The organism is Sphingobacterium sp. Ag1 (assembly GCF_000988325.1).
In the GTDB taxonomy this organism is placed as follows: domain Bacteria; phylum Bacteroidota; class Bacteroidia; order Sphingobacteriales; family Sphingobacteriaceae; genus Sphingobacterium.
Window position 1 is genome coordinate 49,878 of sequence record NZ_LBGU01000027.1, and the last position, 24,886, is coordinate 74,763.

The following is a 24,886-nucleotide window of genomic DNA, read 5'->3' on the forward strand; positions in this document are numbered from 1 at the left end:
AAGGATCGTATGCAAACCGATTTTAAAATTTAGATTAATTATATTATTTTGCTCTTTTTGGCGTTTTAATTAAAACTGATAATCATGAAAAGACAATGGAAAGTAATGCCTGTTCTCTTAGGACTGGGCCTTTTGGTCGCGAGCTGCGGCAACAGCAAATCCAGTGAAGGGAGTGAAGATGCTAAGGAGAAAGAGGCTGGGATTTCGGATGTAGTTAAAGGAGTATCCAACTTGGATAACCTGAGTGATGGAGCAAAAAAATTGGAAGACCTTCAAGCCAAACTTAAATCCGAAAAACCATTAAGTTCGGAAGAGTTGAAGGCTTTTTTACCGGAAAGCTTAGATGGTTTAAAAAGAACTTCCTATTCTGGCGGATCCATGTATGGGGCAGAGGTCGTATCTGGAGAGGCGACTTATACTGACGATAACCAAAAGGAAATTAAAGTCAATATTATTGATGGGGCGGGCGAGACAGCTTCGGCAATCGTGGGCTTAGCGCAAATGGGCTTCATGGTAGATTCAGAGAAAATTACAGATACTGAAATAGAAAAAACTGGCAAGTTTGAAGGCAAACGGGCAAAAACAACAGATAGCAAAGGAGTGGAAGGCTCAACGGCGAAAAGTTCCGAAATAAGTTATCTCGAGAAAGATCGCTATTTAATTACCCTTCGGGGAAATGGGTATAGCCTGGACGAGCTAAAAGGTTTTTTGACAAAATTAAACCTCAGCACACTGAAATAATAAAAACGTAATTATACTATAAAGAAGAAATGCATAGTTGATAGGGAAAAGCTCAAACATTGGTTTGGGCTTTTTTTTAAAACTGTATTGTCCCAGTTTAACAACCAACATTGTCCCATATATGCATGAGAAAAGAGCGTTTGGAAAATATACCCGACGATAGGATGGACTTAATAAATTTGTTTTTATTGGCAAATTTGCCTTAGTTTGTGCTGAAACATTTCAATATGAAGATACTAAAATTTTCCATCAATCTTTGTGTCGCAACAGCATTATTGGTCTCCTGTGCAGGAGGGAAATACGCGAAGACTGAAAAGGTATATAAGAAGCAAGCAAAAGAATTTTCAAAACTCTATAAACAGTCGCCTGTCACGGGTCAATTGGAGAAGGCGAATGTCAAAGATCAACAATGGATTGCATCGATTAATTTCGGTATACGTAAGCCCAATTTCGTTGTCATTCATCACACGGCGCAGGATTCTTTGGGACAGACCATTCGTACATTTCATTCCGCGAAAGCAGGTGTAAGCTCCCATTATGTGGTCGGTCGGGATGGAAAAGTAGTGCAGATGGTCAATGACCTCTATCGTGCGCATCATGCAGGGTTGGGGAAATGGGGCAATGATACGGACATCAATTCTTCTTCTATTGGCATTGAGCTGGACAATAATGGGACCACTGACCCTTGGACTGATGCACAGATAAATGCCTTGACGCAGTTGCTAGCTTATTTAAAAACGACTTATAGAATTCCGCAGGCAAATTTTATTGGACATATGGATCTGGCACCAACTCGAAAAAACGATCCATCACGTTTTCCTTGGAAAAAACTGGCTGATCAAGGATTCGGTTTTTGGTATGAGGACTATTTAGAAACGCCTCCAGCAGACTTTAACCCGAAAATGGCATTACGTATCATCGGATACGATGTGAGTAATCTCGATGCGGCAATAAAAGCATTTAAGATTCACTACATTCAGCAGGACGTAAATACAGCGTTCATGGGAGAGAATGACCTTAAGATCCTTTATTCCATCTATAAAAAATTCTTATAGCGCTTTGCTAAACGAAAGAAAAAAGATCCTGCTTTTTGAAAGGCAGGATCTTTTTTTGTAGGGTATACGATTGTTATAATTTGTTTTTATATATACTGAAGTAGGTATCAAAAGCACGTTCAACGATGAGTTTGAACCAGGGTGTAAACTGCTCGGGTGCCTGTTGTATTGCATCTTGAATTTCCTGTTGATTCAAGTATTTTGTTGCGGCAACTTCTTCTTCGTTAATTTGTGGAGTTCCATTAAATTTTCCGAATAAGACATAATCGAATTCATGCTCCGTAAGTCCGTTGTCAAATTGAGCCTTATAAACGAACGAGAAGGTATCTTGAAGGTCCATTGCTGTAATGCCCAGTTCTTCCATTAAACGCCTTTTGGAGGCCTCTACGTTACTTTCACCCAGTCGCTGATGAGAGCAGCAGCTATTGGTCCAAAGTCCGCCACAGTGGTATTTACCTAATGCTCTTTGTTGCAGCAGTAATTCATCTTGATCATTGAACAAAAATACACTAAAAGCACGGTGCAATAGCCCTTTTTCATGGGCTTCATATTTCTCCATGCTACCAATCATATTGTCATTGCTGTCGACCAGGATTACATTTTCTTGCGTCATAAGGCATAAAAATAAAGATAGCCCAATTTAAGAAAATTGGGCTAGATAATGAATTTAAATTTTGTAGACGATTTGCTTATACGGTTTTTACAAATTTCTCGTCGTAATTTTCAATATCGATGATATAGCCGTTTTTAATTAAGAATTCAAACAAAGGTTTGGCTTCTTCAGAAACGGGCATATTGTGCGTCGTAATAATCTTATTTTCTTTTTTCAAGAGATAAGGATATGCATAGAGTTTCACATTTTTGTTGAACATTCCCGAGATATAGGAAAGGAGTTCATTTGTGTATAGCTCTTTATTATAATTATCTGAATTAAAAATGTTCTTTAAATTGTAAACGTTGGTTGCAATTCCAATGTTTTTGGGCTTAAAGGTGCTTATAAACTCTGCTAAATGATTATTTCTTCTAAAGTTGCTGACGATAATATTATTGCCTGTCGCACATAGTTCGTCAGCTCTAGAAGCAAATTCTTGAAGGTCTTCATCTGTAATTTCATGCGTATCTTCCAAGACATTTCCCATCAGGACCTCAATTAATACAATGGTGTCTGCGTCAGTTGCACCCGTATTTTTTTTGAACTGTTCAACGGCAAGATTGAATAAGTCAAAGTTTGGAAGGGATTTCTGACGGTATTTGGTACGAAGTAAAATAATGTTCTTCTTGTACAGATAATCTTTAATTTGTACCGCTTTGCCATCAGGCTGGAATATTGCGGCTTTAGCAAATCCTTTTGCGATCAGGTATAAGTTGATGAGACGTTGGTTGACGTTTTCAAACAGCGGTCCGTTTAATTTAACCAGGTCAATCTCAACGGAACCAACAGAAAGGTTGTCGACCAATGATTCGATCATGGTCTGCACATTGTCTGTATAATAATAAGCTGCAAATAACAGGTTAACACCAATGATACCTAAAACTTTTTGTTGTAATTGGTTGTCGCTGTCTAGCAGTCTTACATGGACAATAATATCATTTGTAGGGCCTCCCACTTCATGCTGGAAGCGAAGTCCGATCCAGCCATGAGGTTCATTTGTCTTCGTGAAATTGAGCGTTGTTACGGTATCTGCAAAGGCAAAGAATTTTTTGTTGCAGTATTTATCGCCATGAAGCCGTTGGGTAAGAAGATCGAATTCATGGGAGAGCATTTTCTTTAAACGTGTTCTGCTGACGTAACGACCATCAGCCTCTTCACCATAAATCGCATCACTGAAAGCCATGTCGTAAGCCGACATTGTTTTAGCAATTGTGCCTGATGCTGCTCCTGCGTTGAAAAAGTTACGTGCGACTTCCTGTCCAGCACCGATTTCTGCAAAGGTTCCATAAATCTCTGGGTTTAGATTTATTTTCAGGGCCTTTCGTTTGGTTTCAAAAATTTCTCTTGCCATAACGCAAAGGTACAAAAATCAGCATGCTAGTGAAAATTAAAAGTATGAATGAAAAAAACAGAATAAAATTAGGCTTGTTTTATAACAAGCCTAATTTATTGAAAGCATAGAATAGCGCACTCGCATGGAGTGCCTGATTGAATTCGTTGTCCAGTAGCATCCTTTTTGCTTCTTCAAGCGGTATACGATAGACATCGATTTCTTCATGTTCATCTAACGCCTGTTCCTGAACTTTTTTGCCTCCTGTCATCAGATAGGTATAGGTAATATTGCCACTTGTCGCCGGATTGGCATAAAGAGTGGCTATCTCTTCAATCTGATCAAATTGATAACCTGTTTCTTCAAGCATTTCACGTACAGCAGCATTTTTAGGGTCTTCTCCGGGTTCTGTTGTCCCTGCGGGAATCTCCAATGCAATAATGCCGGCTCCATGACGGTATTGCTTAATAACCAAAAGCTCGTTCTGTTCAGTAATTCCGATCATATTGACCCAATCTGGATACTCCAGTACGTAATAATGATCATTGATCCGTCCATCCGGAAGCTCACAAGTATCTCTGCGCAGCGTGGCCCAAGGCTCTTTACAGATATATGCAGAGGATAATAGTTTCCATTTTTCCATTAGCCTACGATATCTTTCATCATACGGTCAACCTTCTCTTCCAAAACAGTTTGCACATTGATATAATCTGCCGTATCCGTTAAGTTTTCTTTTACAGAACAGTAAAATTTAATCTTGGGTTCTGTTCCTGAGGGTCTGGCAGAGATCACATCGCCATCTACTGTTATAAATTGTAATACATCAGACTTTGGTAACGAGATTGCTCTTCGCTCCCCTGTACTCATATCTGTGGTTTGGGAAAGTTGGTAGTCCCGGATTTCTTTGACTTTTATTCCTCCCAGTGTCGTTGGTAGATTGTGACGTAGGCCATTCATCATGGCATGAATTTCTTCGGCACCAGCTTTTCCCTTTTTTGTTAGGGAAATGAGCTTTTCTTGATAACAGCCAAATTCTTTGTAAATATCTAATAGGACTTCGTAAACTGTTTTTCCTTTTGTTTTGAAATAGGCGGTCATTTCGGCTAGGAAAGCACAGGAGTTCGGCGCATCTTTGTCCCGCACGAGATCACCTACTAAGAAACCATAACTTTCTTCTCCGCCCACAAGATATTGTGCTGAATCACCTAAATTGGTAATCAATTCACCGATATATTTGAAGCCAGTAAGGGTTTCATAGTGTTTTACACCATAGTGATCTGCGATATCGGCTTGTAAATTGCTGGTGACGATGGTTTTTACGATATATGGATTCGATCCGAGTTGTTTTAGTTCACTTTTTGTACTGAGGACGTAGTATACCAATAAACTTCCGATCTGATTCCCATTGAGCAGTTGGAACTCGCCCTTATTATTTTTTACGGCAATACCTACACGATCGGCATCAGGGTCTGTTGCCAATACAAGATCAGCGTCAATTTCTTCTCCTTTTTTCTTTGCTAAGGCCATCGCATCTTCCTCTTCGGGGTTTGGATAGATTACCGTTGGAAAGTTGCCATCAGGTGTAGCTTGTTCAGCAACGACTGAAACATTTTCAAATCCCCAGGCCTCCAGCATTTTAGGGACAATAGTAATTCCAGTTCCATGTATCGGCGAAAAAACAATTTTCAAGTTTTTTTGAGCGAGTACCGCTTCAGGGTGAATACTTAATTTTTTATTGGCGTCAATATAGAGCTGATCAATTTCATCGCCGACGGGAATGATATTGTGTGTGTTCCCTTCAAATTTAATGTCGTTCACAGCATTGATTGCGTTTACTTCATCGATTACATTTTTATCATGTGGGGCCGTCAGCTGGCATCCATCATTCCAATAAGCCTTATAACCATTGTATTCCTTTGGGTTGTGTGAAGCCGTTAGCATAACACCACTTTGACAGCCGAAATGGCGGATGGCGAACGACAGCATTGGGGTCGGGCGCAATGCCGTGAATAGGTGTACCTTGATGCCGTTGGCCGCAAACACGTTGGCAACCAGCTGGCCAAAAGCCTGCGAATTGTTGCGGCTGTCATACGATACCGCTACTTTAATCTCCTGATCTGGAAACTGTTTCTTTAGATAGTTGGCTAATCCTTGAGTTGCTTTGCCGATCGTATACTTATTCATACGATTGGAGCCCACCCCCATAATGCCTCTTAAACCTCCGGTTCCAAATTCGAGATCCTTGTAAAAAGAATCCGTAAGTTCCGTCTCCTCATTATTGTCGATTAAATCCTGAACTGCTTTTCGCGTTCCTTCATCATAACTTGGGGTTAACCAATCTTCGATTTTCTTTTGTATGTCCTTATCTAAATTTTTCATTATCGTTAAGTTTGGTTAAAATTTACAAAATACTATGCGTCACATCCGGCATAAGCGCGGTCTATGACTGTAATATACCATTTTTCTCCCTCTTTTGTCACATGAAAAACAAAGGGTTCCTCATGCTCATTGGAGGTCATAATGGCTCTATAACTTCTGGATTCTATGTTCCTTAGTCGCTGTAATTCAGTATTACTAATTTTGGCATCAAGAATTTCATTCATGAACTTTGCCGTTTGCGATAGTTCATTGGGGCGGGATTTTTTATCATAATAGAATCCGGATTTATCCCACTTCATCGTACCACAATCAAAAATAGGTAGTTTTCCGGACTTCAAAGGGCCCTTGTACGTTAACTTTTCATAAGAATGATACTCTGGCACAGGTTTAGAAAAATTAAAACTGTTTTGGTGTACATAAGAATCAAGTGCGCCTGGACGGTAGATCATATAAATTCCCAGTTTGGGATGTATGTAGGTATTTATTGTTTTACCGTCCTGTTCTGAATAGGCCTTGGCAAGTTTCTCCAATACTTCCTCCAGTGTTTCGGAGTTCTCTTTCTTTACGTCCTTTTCAATCGTGTCACGTTTTTGTAGGGTATCCACAGGAATTGAATCCTGTACAATTTTTACAGCCTTATCTTCTTTTTTACTATTTCTGCAGGAGATCATGCTTGTAGTGAGACAAATAAGAATAAAGAAAAAGAGATTTCTCATGATGATTTTGTTTAATATTACTTCTTTGAAGTCAAGTTTTCAATGATTGACTTTAAAATAGAGCGCGTTGACGGAAGCCACCATTGTTCGAGGATGCGCTGGATTGTCTCTTCTCTATTCTCGCGCAATTTAAGGATTATTTCCTTTCGGAAGTTCAATTTGGATGTCTGCCAGGTCTTTTGGTTGAACTGCGTGATCTGTTTTAATTTTTTTGTTGCGGTATTGAAGAGGATATTAGCGGGTACAATGTCATCTATAAGCCCCTGTGCTTTAGCTTCTACAGGAGTAAGCAATTTACCTTCGAGCAAATTCTGATAAGCATTCCGTTTTCCGATCCAAAATGCATAAAGTTGAAATATACTTTCAGGGACGATTAGTCCGACAGGAATCTCGTTAAGACCGATCACAAAATTCCCCTCGGCCATAATCCGATAATCGCAACAGAGCGCCAGTACGCAGCCCCCAGCGGGACTATGACCCGATACTGCAGCAACTATTGGTTTTGGAAAAGCGGCTAGTAGCGATGTCGCTTCCAGAAATAAATTCCAGAATTCCCGAATCTGTTCTTCATTATATTGGAATAAGGTAATTAGATCGAGTCCCGCACTAAAGAAGTTTTCCTTGCCAATCAATATTGCACCATAAATAGCTTCATTTTGTTGAGAGGATTCCAAGATGTCTATCAGTTCCTTCAATAGCTGTGTGTCGATGGCATTTGACTTTCCCCTGTCGAGAAAAATACTTAAGATATGATCTTCTATTTTGGTTTTAATATGTTCCATAACCGTGTTTTTAAATTTAACGATTTGTTTGCACTGCTATTGTGGTTTTACCGCTATTAAATATTCAAGATGAGCAATTTTGCCATCCATGCTTATTCCCTCAACGGTTAGTTTGTAAGTCCCGGGTTCGTCAGAAGTGAAGAATTCGAAATGTGTTTTCCCATCTTTTGGCGTGATCAGATTCGGTTCCCAGGCGATTGTTGTCCTTAGGTCGCGTGTAAGCTTATTTTGGATTGTTGCATCGTATTGAGGTTTGAAAAAGGTTCGGGGTACGTATAGCCCTTTTGGCGTGATGGTTACAATGCCTGTGGGGGTATAAGATGAGGAGATGGCATCTCCCGATTTACTGGTAATCACGATAACGCCGTTGCCCCCGTAGCTTCCGTATATGGCCGTGTTGCCTGCACTGCGAAGGACCTCAATACTAGAAATATCGGCGACATTGATCATATCAATTTGTTCGGGCTCAATATACATCCCATCAAGGACAATTTGCATGGGACTCCCGCCATTTAATCCCATGGATCTTGTGCTGTAAGGGACACCATTTCGGAACATAACACCAACTAATCGACCCGCGAGACATTGCTCCAGTGTCGTACAGGAGGAAAGGTCTTCGGCTGAAATGACTTGATCGGCATTTCCCGGCCCATTGAGGTTTCTGGAGTTCTTGTCAGCTTTATTTGTTCTTACCCGATTGACCTGTACCTCTTCCAATCGAATGCTCTTCTGAATTATGCCCGCGGCTTCCAATTCGCTAAGAAACTGTTGACTATTTTTCAGTTGTGTTAGTAAGTTGGTATTGATGTCGTTAAGCAATAAGGGTTGATCTTTACTCGTAGTTGTTGTAGGGTTGAGCGGGTTGTCGATAACAATGTCAACTCTTTTTTTCTCTTTAGGGCCATCACCTGTCACAATAAACTTGACGCTGTCTGCAAATAAAAGTTCGTCAAATGAAAATCGGCCATTATTATCGGTCAGCGTATCTATACTCAGCAACATGTTGCTCGTCGGTATAATTGTTACTTTGGCATTTGGAACTACGGCTTTTCGGGCCGTTTTCTTGATGGTCCCAGCTATGGTAAGTCCTTTTTCAGGAAGGAACGCAGCGGTTGCTGTACTTGTATAATTCTTCCAGTCCAACTTGCGCCAACCTTGGATAAGCATGAGATTGTCCAGTTCTGTCAGCTTGATGTTCGTTAAATCCTCAAAATAATAATTGGGACGTTCAATAAAGCCGCGAAGATCAGATTTCAATAGAAGCTCCGAGACAATAGATGAATAATAGCGATCTGTTGCAGAATCAACCTTGCTAAGGTTTACCACAGATGCAGAGAGCGCTGCAAACCTCGTGGTGTCACTCTCTTCATAGTTAACGGAAAGATCTGCGATCACTTTATCACGTGTTGTGAAGCTGGGTTTGTTGAGTTCTACGGATACTGGAAGTAAAGTCGATGTCGTATTGTAGTTAAACATCAGTCTTTCCACAATAGGAATCATTTGGTCTGTTAAGACGGATAACTGTAAAACTCCGGATGGCAGGTTTTTTTTGGGGATATTGAATAAAATGTCCGTTCCATTTAGTTTTTGCTTAGCGGCATGAAGAACAAGGCCATTGTATTGGGCGACTAGATAAATATCTTTGCCATTGACCAGGTCTGCAGTAGCGGAAAGTTGTGCTGCAATCTTATCTTTTAGTACCGAATTTACCGTTAGCACATATCCGGAATTTCGTACAGGCGGTAAAGAGGCACTTGTTGACGATCCATCTTCGAAAAGGGCTGTGGCGACGTATTTTTTTTCCGTCTGTAAGACGAGCGGGATACTTCCCATTCCCAGTGAATTTGTTTCAAAATCTGCAACAGTTGTCTGGTTTTCTTCTACTATGGTTATTTTTGCTTTTTTTCCCAAACCGTTAGGAGCAAGGATTTTGAACCCCGTTTTACATAATATATTGTTGACCAGTTCGCCACTTTCCGGGAAAATCTGGATGCTATTTTGATTGTTTGGATCCGGGATGACAAAACTTTTTAAAATACGTCTTTTATCCAGCGAAAGAAATTGTAAAGACAGCGTCCCGCCTTTAAACTCATCTTTCAATTCCAGCGCTATTGTTCCATTATCATTCGATTTTAATCGGCCGGATTTCTCTTTATTGTTGTTCGGTTGTAGGGTATAACTGATGTTGTTATTAATCAGCGGAGCTCCCTGTATCGTTTTGAGATTAACCTGGAACATGTTTTCTGTTCCGTTTTTGATCAGTTCACTTCTCGTGATGATATGATCAGATCGACCATTGGTAATGGGAACGACGCGTTCGTAGAAATTGGCTATTGAGTCATTTTGCATCCATCGGGTAAATGATCTAACGCGGTAGGAGCCTTCTTCCAAGGTGTCGGGCAGACTGAAGTCGCCCATACTTAGACCGAGTGTAATTGGAATTTTGATACTTTTAATGATCTTATTGGTTGGAGAAATCAATTCTACATTAGCAATTTTACTGATGTTGCTCAAATAATTAAATGGGGCGGTGGTACAGTATAGTTTAAACCAGATGGTTTCTCCAGCCGAATAATCATTTTTGTCCAAATGGAGATAAATCTTTTCCTTGATGTGCTGTTCATGGTAAGTATCCAGTTTCTGCAAGGTCTGATCGATCTGGGCCGACGCCAGGAAAGCGAATAGCAAGCAATTTACTAACAGCAGTAATTTAGCGTACATATGACTAATGTTTTATGAAAATTAGAAAATATTTTTCCTTTAATCAATTTATAAATCAAAATATTAGTCTCATTTTAAACGATCTGATACCTTAAAATTAGCATAAAAAAAATATCTTTGTGTTATGAATATCCTAATAATCGGTTCAGGAGGTCGTGAATCCGCCTTCGCCTATAAGTTGTCGAAAAGTCCACGTTTAGATCAATTGTTTATTGCTCCAGGAAATGCTGGAACAGGTGCGTATGGTCAGAATATAAATATTAAAGTGACCGACTTTGCTGCTATTGCTTCCTTTGTTTTGGAGAATAACGTGCAAATGGTGCTCGTCGGTCCCGAAGAACCTTTGGTAAAAGGTATTCATGATTATTTTTTAAATCGGGAAGATTTAAAAAATATCCCGATAATAGGGCCACAACAGGAAGGGGCTCAATTGGAGGGCTCAAAAGATTTTTCAAAGCAATTTATGGATCGCCATGGCGTACCTACTGCCGCTTCAAGATCGTTTGATGCAACATCATTGGAAGATGGATTGGCTTACCTTGAAACGCAAAAATTGCCGATTGTGCTTAAAGCTGATGGTTTAGCCGCAGGCAAAGGAGTATTGATCTGTGAGACTCTTGAGGATGCTAAAGCTGAGCTAAAAGCGATGATCGCAGATTCAAAGTTCGGAGAAGCTAGCCGGGTGGTGGTTGTTGAAGAATTTTTAAAGGGAATTGAATTGTCTGTTTTTGTTTTGACAGATGGGAATTCATATAAAGTGCTTCCTTCTGCAAAAGATTATAAACGCATCGGGGAAGGTGATACAGGCTTAAACACGGGAGGCATGGGATCGATATCTCCGGTTCCTTTTGCCGATGAGACATTTTTGAATAAAGTGGAAGAACGTATTATCAGACCGACAGTTGAAGGACTTAAAAAAGATGGTATTCCGTATAAAGGATTTATTTTTATCGGTCTGATGAATGTGGAAGGGGAACCTTATGTCATCGAGTATAATGTTCGTATGGGGGATCCAGAGACTGAGTCCGTTTTGCCGCGTATAGAATCGGATCTATTGGATTTACTGGAGGGTGTGGCACAAGGCAATTTGGATCAACGTTCTTATACGGTATCTCCTAAAACTGCTGTAACGGTTATGTTGGTTGCGGGAGGTTATCCTGGAGATTATGAGTCGGGAAAAGAGATCGTCAATATTGAAAATGTCAAAGAATCGATCGTATTTCAAGCAGGTACGAAGGAGGTGGATGGTAAGATTGTTACTGCAGGGGGACGTGTAATTGCTGTTACCACATTGCAAGATTCGCTGTTTGAAGCCCTTCAGCAGGCAACTGCAGATGCCGGAAGGATATATTTTGAAGGTAAATACTTCAGAAGAGATATCGGTTTCGACCTTATTTAAAAAATATTTAAAATTATTTTTGGAATACTGATTTTAAGGTCTATATTTGCAACTCCAAAAACAACAATGTTATTGGAGTTGCATAAAAAGGCCCGTTCGTCTAGGGGTTAGGACGCAAGATTTTCATTCTTGAAACAGGGGTTCGATTCCCCTACGGGCTACAAAAGATAAAACCTGCAAATATTTGCAGGTTTTTTTGTTTGTATTCGAGAGAACAATATATGATACCGTTCTCTTCATAAGATCCTAATAGGATATTTCACCTCACTATCGACAATTCTTGAAGACCTGATAATTCTCAAATTAGCCAAAGAGAAGAGTTTTTCACATAACAATGCTTTTTTCGAAATAATAGTCATAGAAAGGTGTATGCGAAAATATGCGTATCCTCTTTATTTTGTGTGATACAAATAAGCATATTATTGAGAAAATTATATAGTATCAGCATCTTTACAATCCCTAAATTTGAATAATCAATTATAGAAAGAAAACCTTAGAGAAGCATTTAGAAATTCAAATCAGAAATCATTCATCCATTTTCTTCGTGAAAGAAAAATAATGCATAACGTCGGAATGGGAGCTGATAAGGTCAATAATCTATTGTGTGTATAAAATAGAAAATTAGTAGAAAAGTAATTTTAAAAACCGGAAGACTTTGAAGCGATTGTCCTAGAGTCTTTTTTTAGCTTAAGAAAGCTAATACCATTTAGCTTTATATAAAAGTAACCAATTATGTGGAAATTAAAACTAAGCGTTCGCTCAATGATGAGGCGGGCCTCAATCCGTTCGTCCTAAAAATACCCTCTAAAATAGCTGTTATGCTGACGAAATTTTAATGGATGTATCAGAAGATCAAAGAATCTGGTATTCATTGCGACGATATAGTAATGTTTATAGAATAAATTCTAACCTATTAAAAAAAACTTATGAAAACTAAACAAATAGCGACTAATAGTTGGTTTCTAAATCGGATGATTTGGCCCATTATGGTGCTTATTTTGAGTTTTGGAAGCTGTAAGAATGACAATCTTGGCAGTATTTCAGAAGGTGTGCCCTTTGATCCGTCCAAACCGGTTGTTGTCTCGGACTTCACTCCAAAATCCGGAGGAATGGGACAGCGACTCATAATCTATGGTAAAAACTTTGGAAATGATCCAAAAAATGTAGCTGTTTTTATTGGAGGGAAAAAGGCTGTCGTTATTAATGCTTTGGGGGAGTCTCTTTACTGTCTCGTGCCAAAACAGGCTTTCAGAGGTGACATCGAAGTACGCGTTGGTGAGGAGGCGAGACCTGTCATCGGAAAGGCCGAGTCAAATTTTGATTATGAGCGTAAACTTGTTGTATCAACTTTGGCAGGTTATAGAAATGCTCGCGGCGATGAACCGTGGAAAGATGGGAAGTTTAAAGACGCGGATCAAAATCAGATGGCAAGTGGTTTTTGGCTTTCTTCTTTTATGAAGTTTGATCCATTAAATCCGAAGCACCTGTGGGTAACCTTCGATGATAACAATGGACTTTATCTCGTTAATTTTGAGGATAGTACAATTACTAAAAAGCGTTCGGATTTTTCTCGTCCACGTAGCGTTGATTTTTCTTTAGATGGTAACTACATGATTGTGGCCCAGGATCGTGGTGGAGAAAATGATGAATCTACTCTGCTTTTTTCGCGTGCCAGGAACTTTTTGGATAAAGAGGTATTGACAAGAAGTAAGCAATGTAATGGCGCATCTGTCCATCCGGTCAATGGCGAAATGTACTTTAATAGCTATGCGAAAGGAGAGTTTTACCGTTTCGACTTGAATCAATATTTCACCGATAAAACGACTAAGGCAGAGTTTCTATATGTCATTCAGGATCCGGAATGGGAATACCGAGCATTGATTCATCCAAGTGGAAATTACGCTTATATTTTGATTATTAACCAAGGCTATATTATGCGTGCCGATTACAATTGGGAAAAGAAACGTTTTAACCAGCCTTATCTTGTTTGTGGAAAAGTCAGGGAGTCGGGATACAAGGATGGTGTCGGTTCATCCGCTCGCGTCAATCAGCCTTACCAAGGAGTATTTGTGAAAAATCAAGCCTATGTAGAAGCAGGTAAGCCAGATCAGTATGACTTTTATTTTACGGACCTTATGAATCATGCCATCCGAGTACTTACACCGGAAGGGGCGGTAACTACTTTTGCTGGTCGTGGCAGTTCAAGCTTAAATTCAAATCCATATGGTTATGTCAATGGTGACTTGAGAGAGGAAGCAAGATTTGACCGTCCGTCGGGTATTGCCTACAATGAGAAAGAAGGGGCTTTTTATATTGGCGATCGCGAGAATAGACGAATCCGCAAAATAGCATTAGAAGAAATGGATGAAAATAACCAAGATTAATCTGAGAAAGATGATGAATAAAATATTACTAACATGTTTGTTACTTCTGTGTGGCACTTTAGGCGTCTTTGCACAGGATATTCTAGAAGTAACAGGTGTCGTTTCTGATGCTAAAAAGGAGCCTGTTGTTGGTGTCAGCATTTCCATAAAGGATGCTCCCGGACTTGGGACGACAACGGATAATAAGGGTAACTTTAAGATAAAAGTAGAACGTTACAAGACCCTCGTGTTCTCTTCTGTAGGTTATGTAAAACAAGAAATATTAATAAAGGATGGTCATGTTATCAATGTGACGTTAAAAGAATCAGAGACTAGTGTGCTCGAAGAGGTTGTCGTAACAGGAACCGGTACACAAAAAAGACTCACATCGACAGCGGCAACGAGCAGTGTTGATGTAAACACCATGAAAGGAAATCCGACTTCTAGTTTATCGAATGCATTGGCAGGTAACGTGCCGGGGGTATTTGCGATGGGACAGTCGGGCCAACCTGGAAAAAATATTTCTGAATTCTGGATTCGAGGGATATCCACATTTGGTGGCGGCTCTTCTGCACTGATATTGGTGGACAATATCGAACGTGATATTAATGACATAAATATTGAAGATATAGAGACTTTTACGGTGTTAAAGGATGCTGCAGTTACCGCAATCTATGGTTCTCGAGGAGCTAATGGTGTTATATTAATTACCACAAAGCGTGGTAAAGACGGGAAGATTAATATCAATTTCAAAGATGAGAATATCTATAACGCGCGTACCATTACGCCTGAATTTGAAGATGGTGTTACGTATGCCAATCTCTTGAACGAAGCGCGCATTACCCGCAATTTCGCACCCATCTATCAACCTGAGGAATTAGAAATATTACGATTGGGACTAGATCCAGATCTTTATCCTAATGTCAATTGGAAAGATCTGTTGCTCAAAGATGGGGCGATGACCTACCGTGCCAATCTGAATATGACCGGCGGCGGATCTACCGCACGTTATTTTTTGTCTGGAAGTTATATCGATGAGGGCGGAATGTACAAGACGGATGAAACATTGCGGAATGATTACAATACGAATGCAAATTACAAAAGATATAACTACCGGTTGAACACAGATATTAACGTGACCAAAAGCACAGTTCTGAAAATTGGCGTTGCAGGGTCCCTCAATAAAAGGAATAGCCCGGGCTTGGGAGATAATGATTTCTGGGGTGTATTATTTGGCTATTCTCCAATTCGTACACCTGTCATGTATTCAAATGGTTATGTTCCAGCAATTGGAACAGGAAATCAGACAAACCCTTGGGTGGTCGCAACACAAACTGGGTATAATGAGAATTGGCAAAACAAGATACAGACGAACATTTCTATTGAGCAAAATTTTGATTTTATAACCAAAGGATTACGGTTTAGGGGAATTATTGGTTATGATACAAACAATGATAATAGTATTTCTCGTCGTAAATGGCCTGAACAGTGGCGGGCAGAGCGTGCTCGGGACGAAAATGGAAATCTAGTGTTTACCCATATTTCCGATCCGCACGAATTGTATCAGTCCAGTACTGCCAGCGGAGAACGTCGCGAATTTTATGACATGATGTTCAATTATGACCGCAGTATAGGAAATCATAATATTGGTGCAGTGGCCCGTTTTACGCGTGATGCTCTTATTCGGACGGTCAATCTTGGCGATGATATCAAAAATGGAATCGCAAGAAGAAACCAAGGTCTTGCGGGGAGACTGACCTATAATTGGAAGTCACGCTATATAGCTGATTTTAACTTTGGGTATAATGGCTCAGAAAACTTTGCCCCAGGCAAACAATATGGATTTTTTCCGGCGTTTTCGGCAGCCTGGAACATTGGAGAAGAGCCTTTTGTAAAAAATAATGTCTCCTGGTTGAACATGTTCAAGGTTCGCTATTCCTGGGGAAGGGTCGGTAATGATCAGTTGGCTGGTGGTGTGAGATTCCCTTACCTATATACCATCGGGGAGATCGCAAATAATGGTTATCAATGGGCGGACTATGGATCTAACCGTTACTTCACTGGCATGCAGTATACCCAGGTCGCTTCGCCAAATGTTACCTGGGAGATGGCCACAAAAAGAAATCTAGGCTTTGACGTCGCCCTGCTTAAAGATAAGATTGTTGCGAATTTGGACTTCTTCAATGAGGAACGGACGGGGATCTATATGGCAAGGAATTATCTGCCGGTCATGGTTGGACTTAGGAGTGTGCCAAGTGCAAATGTGGGGGCTGTAAAATCTGAAGGTTTTGATGGGCGTCTTGAATATAGACAAAAGATTGGCGAAGTGAATGTGACTGCACGCAGCAATGTTACGTTCAGTAAGAATACGATCACAGAGATTGATGAAGAAAATAATGTATACGGTTATCAAAATCAGAAAGGCTATCGGGTGGATCAGGCGAAGGGACTTATAGCATTGGGATTATTTAAAGACTATGATGATATAAGAAATAGTCCGAAACAAGTATTCGGAACTTATCAGCCTGGAGATATTAAATATAAAGATGTCAACGGTGATGGTATCGTAGATGACGGTGACCGCGTAGCGATCGGAGCTACACGTCGGCCAAATCTTGTTTATGGTATCGGAACATCAGTGAGCTGGAAGAGTTTGGATATCAGCGTTCACTTCCAGGGCGCCGGGAAATCCACGTTCTTTACCTATGGCAAGACAGTATATGCGTTTAGTGAGGGGGAATGGGGGCAAGTGTTGAAGGGCGTAATGGGAGATAACCGTTGGATATCTGCAGATATATCTGGTGACCCGTCAACAGAAAATCCTAATGCCTCTTATCCCCGATTGAGTTATGGTGAGAATCCGAATAATTTTAGAGAGTCAACTTTTTGGTTACGTAATGGCCAATATATCCGTCTCAAGACATTGGATATAGGTTACACCTTACCAAAAGAACTTACTAACCGAATCAAAACCAATAGCATTCGTATTTTCTTGGTTGGAAGTAACCTGCTAACCTGGTCGAAATTCAAGCTTTGGGATCCTGAGCTTGCATCACCACGAGGAGAAGATTATCCCTTGCCTAAATCGTTCACGTTTGGCGTCAATGTCAACCTATAAAACTTATTAAGATGCAAAGAAAGAAACTAAACATAGCCGTGATGCTTGTATTGGGAATAGGTATATTCTCAGCCTGCAAAAAAGATTACTTAAAGTCCGATCAATATTTTAAGGATCGTCTTACCATAGAGAAGACATTTAAAAGTAAGGTGTACTCGGAGCAATGGTTGGCCGAAGTATTTCAGCAATTTGTTGGTGAGAATGCGGATGTAGCGAGTAAAGGCTTGACGCCGCATTGTTTTGCGGATGATATGTACTATGGTGACCGAGATAAAGTATACGATCCATCGAAAAATGAGTTGTCCTATAATATGTTCAAGATGGGAGAATATACTGAAGCAGATAAACAAGGTACATGGACGCAATGCTACTTTGGCATTCGTAATGCCTCGACTTTTATTCAGAACATCTATATGAACACCGAAATGTCTGCAACTGAAATTGCAGATTATCGCGGACAAGCACGTTTCGCAAGAGCTTATCTTTACTGGTTATTGCTCCGTAAATACGGCCCGATTCCATTATTGCCAGACGAAGGGCTGGATTACACCGATAGTTATGACGATCTGGCAATTCCCCGAAGCACCTATGAGGAATGTGCAACTTATATAAGTGATGAGTTGGTACAGGCTGCTAAAGAAATGGAATCCTTAGGTATGAAGCGCGGGCAGGACGGTTCGGCTCGGCCAACTGTTGGTGCTGCATTGGCAGCACGTGCTAAAGTACTGCTCTATGCTGCAAGTCCGTTAGCCAATGGTAATAATTCCGGCTATGCAGCACTATTGGTAGACAAACAAGGAAAACGATTGTTGTCTGTCGACTTTAACGAAGAGAAATGGGCGAAGGCTGCTGCTGCTGCCCGAGATGTGATCGAATTGGGAGTATACAAACTTTATACAGCACCCTTTCAGGAAACAGGGGATGATGCAACAGTCAAACCACCTGAGGATCATGATTTTTCAAGTAAAAACTGGCCTGAAGGATGGGCAAATATTGATCCAGCAAAATCATACGCACAGGTCTTTGACGGAACTTTATCTGCCTCCGGTAATCCTGAACTTATATTTACACGTGGTAGTAATCAGCCCAATGAAGGAATTGACCAAATGGTTATTCATCAATTACCACGCTCTGCAACAGGATGGAATACACATGGACTGACACAGAAACTGGTCGACGCCTATTATATGAATGATGGGACGGATGTACCCGGAAAGGATAAGGAGATTGGGCGTGGGAATGGTTCAAGTAGAGTGGCTGGTTACGTCAGTCAGGACGATTATAATGCGAAAAAATACAGGCCATTACGTGCCGGAGTTTCTTTACAATATGCGAATCGTGAGCCGAGATTTTATGCTTCAGTGGCCTATAGCGGAAGTTTCTGGACCTTGCTGAATGAGACAAAAGAGGAAAATCGAAATAAACAGATCTTTTATTATAGTGCAGACCCAAAAGGTAATGGCTTTAACTCTGCCAATGGATATTGGTTGCGTACGGGTTTTGGTGTTAAAAAGTTTGTTCACCCCAGTGATACCTATGAAGGGGGTGTCGGATCACGTGTCGTCCCAAAGGCAGAACCCGCTATTCGTTATGCCGATATATTACTGATGTATGCCGAAGCATTAAATGAATTAAGTGGCTCTTTTACGATTCCGTCTTGGCGTGGTGGAAGTTATACGATAAGTCGTGATGTCGCTGAAATTAAAAAAGGTATTCGGCCCGTTCGCATTAGAGGTGGAGTTCCTGATTTTTCGGCGAGTATATATGGAAGTAAGGATAATTTACGTAAGTCAATAAAACGTGAACGTTTTATTGAGCTGATGGGCGAGGGGCAACGTTATTACGATTTACGTCGCTGGATGGACGCCCCAGTGGAAGAGGCCCTGCCCGTTTACGGCTGTAATGTACTAATGAATGAAAAGGAACGCGATCTTTTTTATCAACCCGTCGCAATCTGGACATTGAAAACGACCTTTGCGGATAAAATGTGGTTTTGGCCAATTAGTCATACAGAGCTTAAGCGCAATAAAAATTTAACACAAAACCCTGGTTGGACTTATAATGATTAATCAACTATGCAATTTATGAAAAAGTCATCTATACAGCTTTTGTTCCTGATGGTATTATGCGTATGCTATGCATGCAACGATGAATGGAAAGAGGAACAATTTGAACATTACGTTTCATTTAAGGCCCCTCTGGATAACGAGGGTGTCGCAAATATTTATGTCCGGTATAAAGAGGGGCAAAAAACGACATTTCTACAGCCATTGGAAGTAAGTGGTTCGACTACAAATAATAAGGATCTTTCAATACATGTTGCGGTGGATCCCGATACAGTGGGCATATTGAATTATGAACGTTTCCAGACCAGGCAAGATTTCTATTACAAGCAGCTGAATAATACGTATTTTTCTATACCTGAGACTGTGAATATAAAGTCGGGGGATAACACCGCGTTAATGGCTATCGATTTTTCGTTAAAAGGAATTGATATGACCGAAAAATGGGTGCTTCCACTGACCATTTTAGAGGATCCGACGGCCAAATACAAAATTAATCCTAGGAAATACTATAAGAAAGCATTGCTGCGTGTCAATCCTTTCAATAATTATTCAGGAACTTACAGCGGTACAGCCTTAAAAGTCGTTATGGATGGGCATGAAAGTGAAACTCCGATTGTAAAGAGTCAAATAAGAAGCTATGTAGTCGATGAAAATACAATTTTCTTTTATGCGGGGAATATTGATGAGGATCGTAAAGACAGAAAGAATTATAAGGTCTTTGCAACGTTCAATGAAACAGGAGGGGTTACATTTCGGGCTGAAAATCCAAATATGAAATTTGCTGTTAAAAAGGATGCAAGTTATACTGTTTCGGAACAGATGGATGCCGTACGTCCTTACTTATTGCATCGTTATATTACAATAAATAATGTGGATTATGAATTTACGGATTATACCCTGGTTTCTACGACTGCCATTAAGTTTAAGGTTTCGGGCTCATTGATCTTGGAACGGCAACTAAATACACAGATTCCTGACGAAGATCAGTCCATAGAATGGTAAATTCTACAAACCATTTGTAGGGCTGTTGGTTATATCTATGATATAAAAATAGTTTTTATGATTGGAATAGTAGGCGGACTAGGCCCTTATGGAGGCCTGGATATTACAAAGAAAATTATAGATGAGACTGCGGCAAGATCCGATCAGGAACACTTGCCGCTCTTGTTATTCTCATGTCCAAATTTGATCCCTGACCGAACGGCATATTTATTAGATAAGTCCAATGCTAATCCCGGTAAGGCTATCGCTGCAATTTTAAGACAACTTGAAGTGGCTGGAGCGACCATTGCGGCTATTCCGTCCAATACGGCACACGCTGAGCCGATTTTTTCTGTTGTTCAAGATGAGATGGCGCGTACGGGGAGTGCGTTGAAACTATTGCATATCGTTCATGAGACGGTTCGGTTTGTTGACGAAAACTATCCCGAAACGGCAGTAGGCATTTTATCTACCGCTGGAGAGCAGATTTACAGTTTATATCGGGAAGCATTTATTCGAAAAGGCTTCGTTGTTGTCGAGCCAGAAAGAACACAGCAAGAGAAGGTAAACAATGCAATCTATGACGAGGAGTATGGAATAAAGGCCCAACCGGTACCGATCGCGAATAAAGCAAGGGAGGATCTATTGTTGGTCATAGATGACTTGAAAAAGAAAGGAGCACAGGTCATTATTTTGGGTTGCGCAGAGTTACCTTTAGCGATTCCTGAACGGGATTATAATGGGATGATTGTCATAGATCCGAATAGAATTCTAGCGCGTGCACTTGTTCATTCATTTGCCCCGGATAAATTAAAAGCGCTGTAACGTGTCTCTTGACAAATTGTCAGATTTTGGATCTGTGTCCCTATTGGTATGAGTTTTGTCTCGCTGATAGCGAGAGGCTTATGCAGTAAGGAGGACAATATGCAAAAGATAATACATCGGGAAAATGATCGTGGACACGTCGATTTTGGCTGGCTGAAAAGCGCACATTCATTCAGTTTTGGACAGTATCTTGATCCCGAAAGAATGAATTTTGGTGCATTGCGGGTGTTGAATGACGATCAGGTGGAAGGAGGACAAGGTTTTGACCAGCATGGTCACGACAACATGGAAATTGTTAGTATACCACTTGAAGGGGCACTTTCACATCATGATAGTATAGGCAATGGCCGTACGATCCAAACAGGAGAAGTGCAGATCATGTCTGCAGGTACGGGTGTGCAGCACGCTGAGTTTAATAGTGATCAGAAGGCTCCTGTTAAATTTCTACAAATTTGGGTTATCCCCAATGAAATAGGGTTGGAGCCCAGATACGATCAGAAATCCTACCTTCAGCTGGATCGGAATAATAAATTTGCCACTATTGTTTCGCCGGATAAAATGGATCACACAGCTGTACATATACATCAGGATGCCTATATTAACTTGGCAAATCTGGAGGTAGGTAAAAAGATAGACTATACTGTTCATTCCGAACAAAATGGACTTTATCTTTTTGTTTTGGAAGGAAAGATCGCTGTAGCAAATGAATTGCTTTCAAGAAGGGATGCCATTGGTTTATATGAAACAGAAAAAATAAGCATTGAAGCGTACTATGATACATCGTTACTGCTGATTGAAGTTCCAATGTATTAGGTCGACAAAAAATGAGGCTTATGGTGCGGCATTATTACTGTTGATTGAAGCTCCTGTGTTTTAGGTCTAGGAAACGTTATTCTTGAATGGCGGGCATTTGATAGATCTCCCTATTTTTCTTAAATTGGATGAAGAAGAAATAAACTCATGGATAACCTATTACAACCCTTTGAATCGCATGACGTCTTACTTATTATGTTATCAGTCTTAATCGGTCTGCTGATTGGGATTGAACGTGAATATCGCAATAAATCTGCGGGTTTGAGGACGTTTATATTGGTAAGCTTTGGATCTTGCCTTTTTACTATTCTTTCGTTAAAAATTGGAGTAGCAAATCCAGATCGATTGGCAGCAAATATTATTACGGGTATCGGTTTTCTAGGTGCAGGCGTGATTTTCAAAGAAGACAATAAAATAAGTGGGATAACGACCGCTACGACAATTTGGGCTGCAGCTTCTTTGGGTATGTGTGTCGGTGCCGGATATATATTTTTGGCGTTTATTGGTGTAGGGTTGGTTTTGGCGATTTTGGCATTGTTAACGTATTTACAGACCTATATTGACAATTATCACAAAATAAAAGACTATGAACTGCAGACCTCATCTGAAGCAGATTTTGAACACACGGAAAAGTTAATCCGAAGTATGGGCTTTAAAGCTGTCGTGATAAGTCAACGCTATAACAAAGAAAGCTTGAATACAATATGGCGATTGACGGGGAATGTGAGTAAACATCGGGAGTTTGTAGAAACCCTGCGACGTGATAGGCAGGTTGTTGCTTATCAATATTAGGGAATTACGACAATATCTGAAATGTATTTATGAGAGAAAAACCAACGTATGAGTACTGTTAAAATTGAGAAAAAACCATTTTTTTGGTTAGCGGATCCTCAGGAGCATGACTTCCCTGCAGCTTACGATTATTTGGAGCTTTTATTTGTTCAGGAAGAATGTAAGACTTTTGTTGATAAACTTCGGAGAGCTGTCACAATTACAAAGAAGTCCAAGGATATTTTACGGGCCAGTGGACTCCCTTTATTGCCTGAAACCAACTTTCATATAAAGGAAAATCTAAGAAAGATCAAGAAGAAAGAAAAGTTATCTCCAATTCTGTTGGTTCGGGCAAATGGAAAACTGATCATAGCAGATGGTTACCACCGTTTATGTGCCAGTTATTATTTTACAGAGGATCTCGATGTGCCTTGTCGTTTGGTGTAAACTATACGTCATCATCTGTTTCCTGAGTTGGGGATATCTTTTGTAATAAACTGCTTACTTCGTCCTCTGTCGCTGTTAACTTAGCTTTGCAGACTTGAATGAGGTCGGAAGCCCTTTTGATTTTTCCCGCGAGCTCATCAATGTTCGTTGTGCCATTTTCTATTTCCCTCACGATCGTTTGTAACTCGTTAAAGGCATCTGTGTAGGTATAATTCTGTTCCATTATGCTATGCTTGATATGCTTTCTTTAAATTTTGTGTACCGATGTGAAATTAAGTATTGTGCTCGTCTCGGCCTTCTTTCGGCGATGTATCCATTACAGTACTGGTAAGTTCTCCATATTCGAGTATCGTCTGTATCACATCGCCCGGATATACTTGTGTCACCGACTGCAGTAGTTTTCCGTTAACCTTAGTAATTGAAAAACCTTGCTTTAGTAGTCTAATTGGATCAGATAGCTGAATAATTCGTTCGGTATGATCCAGTGCCGTTCTGTGCTCATAAAAGCGCAATTTTATCAAAGCGTTAAGATCATGTTGAAATTGCTGGATGGCCGCCCTCGAGGTCTGAATTTCTCTCTTTCCGATCCATTGTATATGCGTTGCCAGTTGAGATAGCATATTGCGCTCTTCTTTAAATCGGGTAAGAATGAGCTGCTGTATACGTTCCGCAGCCCGATCGACCGGAATAGCAAAATTGTGGAACTTCTGAATCAGAAAATCGGCCAGTTCACTGGGCGTAATCGCGTTTTTATAGGCGACCATTTCACTCACCGTATAATTCGTCGAATGTCCAATGCCAGTCAATACCGGGATAGGGAATATAGCGATAGCGCGTGCTAGTAAGTAGTTGTTATAACTGGAAAGCCCAACCTCACCGCCTCCACCACGGATGATGGCGACCACATCGTATCGGTCTATTTTTTCAGCAATAATGGCAAGCTGATTTATAATAGAAGGTACTGACTTGTCTCCTTGTAACAATGCCGGGAAGAGGGTGGATTCGATGCGGTAACCCCAAGGGTTTTGATTAATAATCTTGTAAAAATCAGAAAGCCCCTTACTTGTTTCTACAGAAACAATTGCCAGTCTTTTGGGAACCATTGGAAAGTCCAATAATTTATTGGACTCATATATGCCCTCTGCTTTCAGCTTTCGGATACTATCTAACTTCTCCTTTTCAAGTTCACCTAAGGTAAAAGTCGGATCAATATCAACAATGCGTAAGCTTAACCCGTACATGGGGTCGTAGGAAATACTTGCCTGAAATAACATTGTGATTCCTTCTCGTAAAGGTTCTTGGGCAACTTTAAGAAAATTGTTGTTGATACGATTGTAATCAGCTTTCCATAAGATGGATCTAATTTCAGCGACAATTTTACCATCCTGTTTCTCAACCAGTTCAGGATAACAGTGGCCAGAATGCGTATAATGATTGAGCTTGTTCATTTCAGCTTTGATCCAGTACAAACTCTTATACCGCTCTGCAAGTGTCTTTTGGATACTGCGGCTGACTTCCAGCAAGGAAAATATCGTTTTATCTTGAATCAATTCTGGCATTAGTCAAACTTACAGAAAAAACCATCATGATGCAATTTGGAGCGACGCCAATTGGGGTTTTCAGGAACGTCGCTGCGCGTAGCCTGAAGACTATGGCAAAAAAATAATACATCAATTTGGAAATGCACGAAAGGTATAAAGTAACAAAATTGATTTTTTTTCGAACGA

General features: G+C 40.3%; 20 protein-coding genes and 1 tRNA gene. 12 read left to right on the forward strand and 9 right to left on the reverse strand.

All coding sequences use genetic code 11. The features are described 5' to 3' along the window. Window positions 1-84: 84 nt before the first annotated feature. Window positions 85-741: a hypothetical protein gene (locus AAW12_RS05470; RefSeq protein ID WP_046672604.1), complete on the forward strand. Its 657-nt coding sequence runs from the start codon at window positions 85-87 to the stop codon at window positions 739-741. Window positions 742-968: 227 nt separating this feature from the next. Continuing rightward, window positions 969-1,796, forward strand: a complete 828-nt coding sequence (locus tag AAW12_RS05475; RefSeq protein ID WP_046672605.1) for an N-acetylmuramoyl-L-alanine amidase — start codon at window positions 969-971, stop codon at window positions 1,794-1,796. Between the two features lie 73 nt (window positions 1,797-1,869). Here AAW12_RS05475 and idi read toward each other — a convergent pair whose 3' ends face one another. The 7 genes from idi to AAW12_RS05510 all read right to left on the reverse strand — a co-directional run bounded on the left by idi (window position 1,870) and on the right by AAW12_RS05510 (window position 10,376). Beyond that, complete coding sequence (gene idi, locus AAW12_RS05480; protein WP_046672606.1) at window positions 1,870-2,409, reverse strand: isopentenyl-diphosphate Delta-isomerase; 540 nt, start codon at window positions 2,407-2,409, stop codon at window positions 1,870-1,872. A gap of 76 nt (window positions 2,410-2,485) precedes the next feature. Continuing rightward, complete coding sequence (locus AAW12_RS05485; RefSeq protein ID WP_046672607.1) at window positions 2,486-3,799, reverse strand: hypothetical protein; 1,314 nt, start codon at window positions 3,797-3,799, stop codon at window positions 2,486-2,488. A gap of 79 nt (window positions 3,800-3,878) precedes the next feature. After that, complete coding sequence (locus tag AAW12_RS05490) at window positions 3,879-4,421, reverse strand: NUDIX hydrolase (RefSeq protein WP_046672608.1); 543 nt, start codon at window positions 4,419-4,421, stop codon at window positions 3,879-3,881. Further along, entirely contained in the window at window positions 4,421-6,157 is a 1,737-nt protein-coding gene (locus AAW12_RS05495; protein ID WP_046672609.1) for a phospho-sugar mutase, read from the reverse strand. Before AAW12_RS05495 ends, AAW12_RS05490 begins: the two co-directional genes overlap by 1 nt. Window positions 6,158-6,189: 32 nt before the next feature. Beyond that, the gene (locus AAW12_RS05500; RefSeq protein WP_156167559.1) at window positions 6,190-6,873 is read right to left on the reverse strand and encodes a hypothetical protein; all 684 of its coding nucleotides are present in this window, start codon (window positions 6,871-6,873) and stop codon (window positions 6,190-6,192) included. A gap of 17 nt (window positions 6,874-6,890) precedes the next feature. Next, on the reverse strand, window positions 6,891-7,655 hold the full coding sequence (locus tag AAW12_RS05505) for an enoyl-CoA hydratase/isomerase family protein (RefSeq protein ID WP_046672611.1): 765 nt from the start codon (window positions 7,653-7,655) through the stop codon (window positions 6,891-6,893). Window positions 7,656-7,691: 36 nt separating this feature from the next. Next, window positions 7,692-10,376 (reverse strand): carboxypeptidase-like regulatory domain-containing protein, encoded by a 2,685-nt coding sequence (locus AAW12_RS05510; protein ID WP_046672612.1) that lies wholly within the window; start codon window positions 10,374-10,376, stop codon window positions 7,692-7,694. Window positions 10,377-10,500: 124 nt separating this feature from the next. Between AAW12_RS05510 and purD the strand changes: the two genes are divergently transcribed. The 10 genes from purD (at window position 10,501) to AAW12_RS05560 (ending at window position 23,159) form a co-directional block, all read left to right on the forward strand. Then, entirely contained in the window at window positions 10,501-11,775 is a 1,275-nt protein-coding gene (gene purD / locus AAW12_RS05515) for a phosphoribosylamine--glycine ligase (protein ID WP_046672613.1), read from the forward strand. An 89-nt stretch (window positions 11,776-11,864) separates the two neighbouring features. After that, window positions 11,865-11,936, forward strand: a tRNA-Glu gene (locus tag AAW12_RS05520). 765 nt (window positions 11,937-12,701) lie between these two features. Continuing rightward, the gene (locus AAW12_RS05525) at window positions 12,702-14,159 is read left to right on the forward strand and encodes an IPT/TIG domain-containing protein (RefSeq protein WP_046672614.1); all 1,458 of its coding nucleotides are present in this window, start codon (window positions 12,702-12,704) and stop codon (window positions 14,157-14,159) included. Between the two features lie 10 nt (window positions 14,160-14,169). After that, a complete protein-coding gene (locus AAW12_RS05530; RefSeq protein ID WP_231585210.1) occupies window positions 14,170-17,256 on the forward strand; it encodes a SusC/RagA family TonB-linked outer membrane protein in 3,087 nt (1,028 codons plus the stop codon). A gap of 11 nt (window positions 17,257-17,267) precedes the next feature. Continuing rightward, entirely contained in the window at window positions 17,268-19,325 is a 2,058-nt protein-coding gene (locus AAW12_RS05535; protein ID WP_046672615.1) for a RagB/SusD family nutrient uptake outer membrane protein, read from the forward strand. A gap of 15 nt (window positions 19,326-19,340) precedes the next feature. Beyond that, entirely contained in the window at window positions 19,341-20,324 is a 984-nt protein-coding gene (locus AAW12_RS05540) for a DUF4973 domain-containing protein (protein WP_046672640.1), read from the forward strand. Window positions 20,325-20,381: 57 nt separating this feature from the next. Continuing rightward, window positions 20,382-21,128 (forward strand): aspartate/glutamate racemase family protein, encoded by a 747-nt coding sequence (locus AAW12_RS05545; protein ID WP_046672616.1) that lies wholly within the window; start codon window positions 20,382-20,384, stop codon window positions 21,126-21,128. 99 nt (window positions 21,129-21,227) lie between these two features. After that, window positions 21,228-21,941 (forward strand): pirin family protein, encoded by a 714-nt coding sequence (locus tag AAW12_RS05550; protein WP_046672641.1) that lies wholly within the window; start codon window positions 21,228-21,230, stop codon window positions 21,939-21,941. Window positions 21,942-22,088: 147 nt separating this feature from the next. Then, a complete protein-coding gene (locus AAW12_RS05555) occupies window positions 22,089-22,733 on the forward strand; it encodes an MgtC/SapB family protein (protein WP_046672617.1) in 645 nt (214 codons plus the stop codon). A gap of 48 nt (window positions 22,734-22,781) precedes the next feature. Next, complete coding sequence (locus AAW12_RS05560; RefSeq protein WP_046672618.1) at window positions 22,782-23,159, forward strand: hypothetical protein; 378 nt, start codon at window positions 22,782-22,784, stop codon at window positions 23,157-23,159. 1 nt (window position 23,160) lies between these two features. On the opposite strand, the gene xseB is transcribed toward AAW12_RS05560, so the two are convergent. Further along, complete coding sequence (gene xseB / locus AAW12_RS05565; RefSeq protein WP_046672619.1) at window positions 23,161-23,382, reverse strand: exodeoxyribonuclease VII small subunit; 222 nt, start codon at window positions 23,380-23,382, stop codon at window positions 23,161-23,163. 49 nt (window positions 23,383-23,431) lie between these two features. After that, window positions 23,432-24,718 (reverse strand): exodeoxyribonuclease VII large subunit, encoded by a 1,287-nt coding sequence (gene xseA / locus AAW12_RS05570; RefSeq protein WP_046672620.1) that lies wholly within the window; start codon window positions 24,716-24,718, stop codon window positions 23,432-23,434. Window positions 24,719-24,886 lie beyond the last annotated feature (168 nt).

Coding starts and splice junctions, on each gene's coding strand:
- AAW12_RS05470 (WP_046672604.1), top strand. CDS start 85: ATGAAAAGACAATGGAAAGTAATGCCTGTTCTCTTAGGACTGGGCCTT.
- AAW12_RS05475 (WP_046672605.1), top strand. CDS start 969: ATGAAGATACTAAAATTTTCCATCAATCTTTGTGTCGCAACAGCATTA.
- idi (WP_046672606.1), bottom strand. CDS start 2,409: ATGACGCAAGAAAATGTAATCCTGGTCGACAGCAATGACAATATGATT.
- AAW12_RS05485 (WP_046672607.1), bottom strand. CDS start 3,799: ATGGCAAGAGAAATTTTTGAAACCAAACGAAAGGCCCTGAAAATAAAT.
- AAW12_RS05490 (WP_046672608.1), bottom strand. CDS start 4,421: ATGGAAAAATGGAAACTATTATCCTCTGCATATATCTGTAAAGAGCCT.
- AAW12_RS05495 (WP_046672609.1), bottom strand. CDS start 6,157: ATGAAAAATTTAGATAAGGACATACAAAAGAAAATCGAAGATTGGTTA.
- AAW12_RS05500 (WP_156167559.1), bottom strand. CDS start 6,873: ATGAGAAATCTCTTTTTCTTTATTCTTATTTGTCTCACTACAAGCATG.
- AAW12_RS05505 (WP_046672611.1), bottom strand. CDS start 7,655: ATGGAACATATTAAAACCAAAATAGAAGATCATATCTTAAGTATTTTT.
- AAW12_RS05510 (WP_046672612.1), bottom strand. CDS start 10,376: ATGTACGCTAAATTACTGCTGTTAGTAAATTGCTTGCTATTCGCTTTC.
- purD (WP_046672613.1), top strand. CDS start 10,501: ATGAATATCCTAATAATCGGTTCAGGAGGTCGTGAATCCGCCTTCGCC.
- AAW12_RS05525 (WP_046672614.1), top strand. CDS start 12,702: ATGAAAACTAAACAAATAGCGACTAATAGTTGGTTTCTAAATCGGATG.
- AAW12_RS05530 (WP_231585210.1), top strand. CDS start 14,170: ATGATGAATAAAATATTACTAACATGTTTGTTACTTCTGTGTGGCACT.
- AAW12_RS05535 (WP_046672615.1), top strand. CDS start 17,268: ATGCAAAGAAAGAAACTAAACATAGCCGTGATGCTTGTATTGGGAATA.
- AAW12_RS05540 (WP_046672640.1), top strand. CDS start 19,341: ATGAAAAAGTCATCTATACAGCTTTTGTTCCTGATGGTATTATGCGTA.
- AAW12_RS05545 (WP_046672616.1), top strand. CDS start 20,382: ATGATTGGAATAGTAGGCGGACTAGGCCCTTATGGAGGCCTGGATATT.
- AAW12_RS05550 (WP_046672641.1), top strand. CDS start 21,228: ATGCAAAAGATAATACATCGGGAAAATGATCGTGGACACGTCGATTTT.
- AAW12_RS05555 (WP_046672617.1), top strand. CDS start 22,089: ATGGATAACCTATTACAACCCTTTGAATCGCATGACGTCTTACTTATT.
- AAW12_RS05560 (WP_046672618.1), top strand. CDS start 22,782: ATGAGTACTGTTAAAATTGAGAAAAAACCATTTTTTTGGTTAGCGGAT.
- xseB (WP_046672619.1), bottom strand. CDS start 23,382: ATGGAACAGAATTATACCTACACAGATGCCTTTAACGAGTTACAAACG.
- xseA (WP_046672620.1), bottom strand. CDS start 24,718: ATGCCAGAATTGATTCAAGATAAAACGATATTTTCCTTGCTGGAAGTC.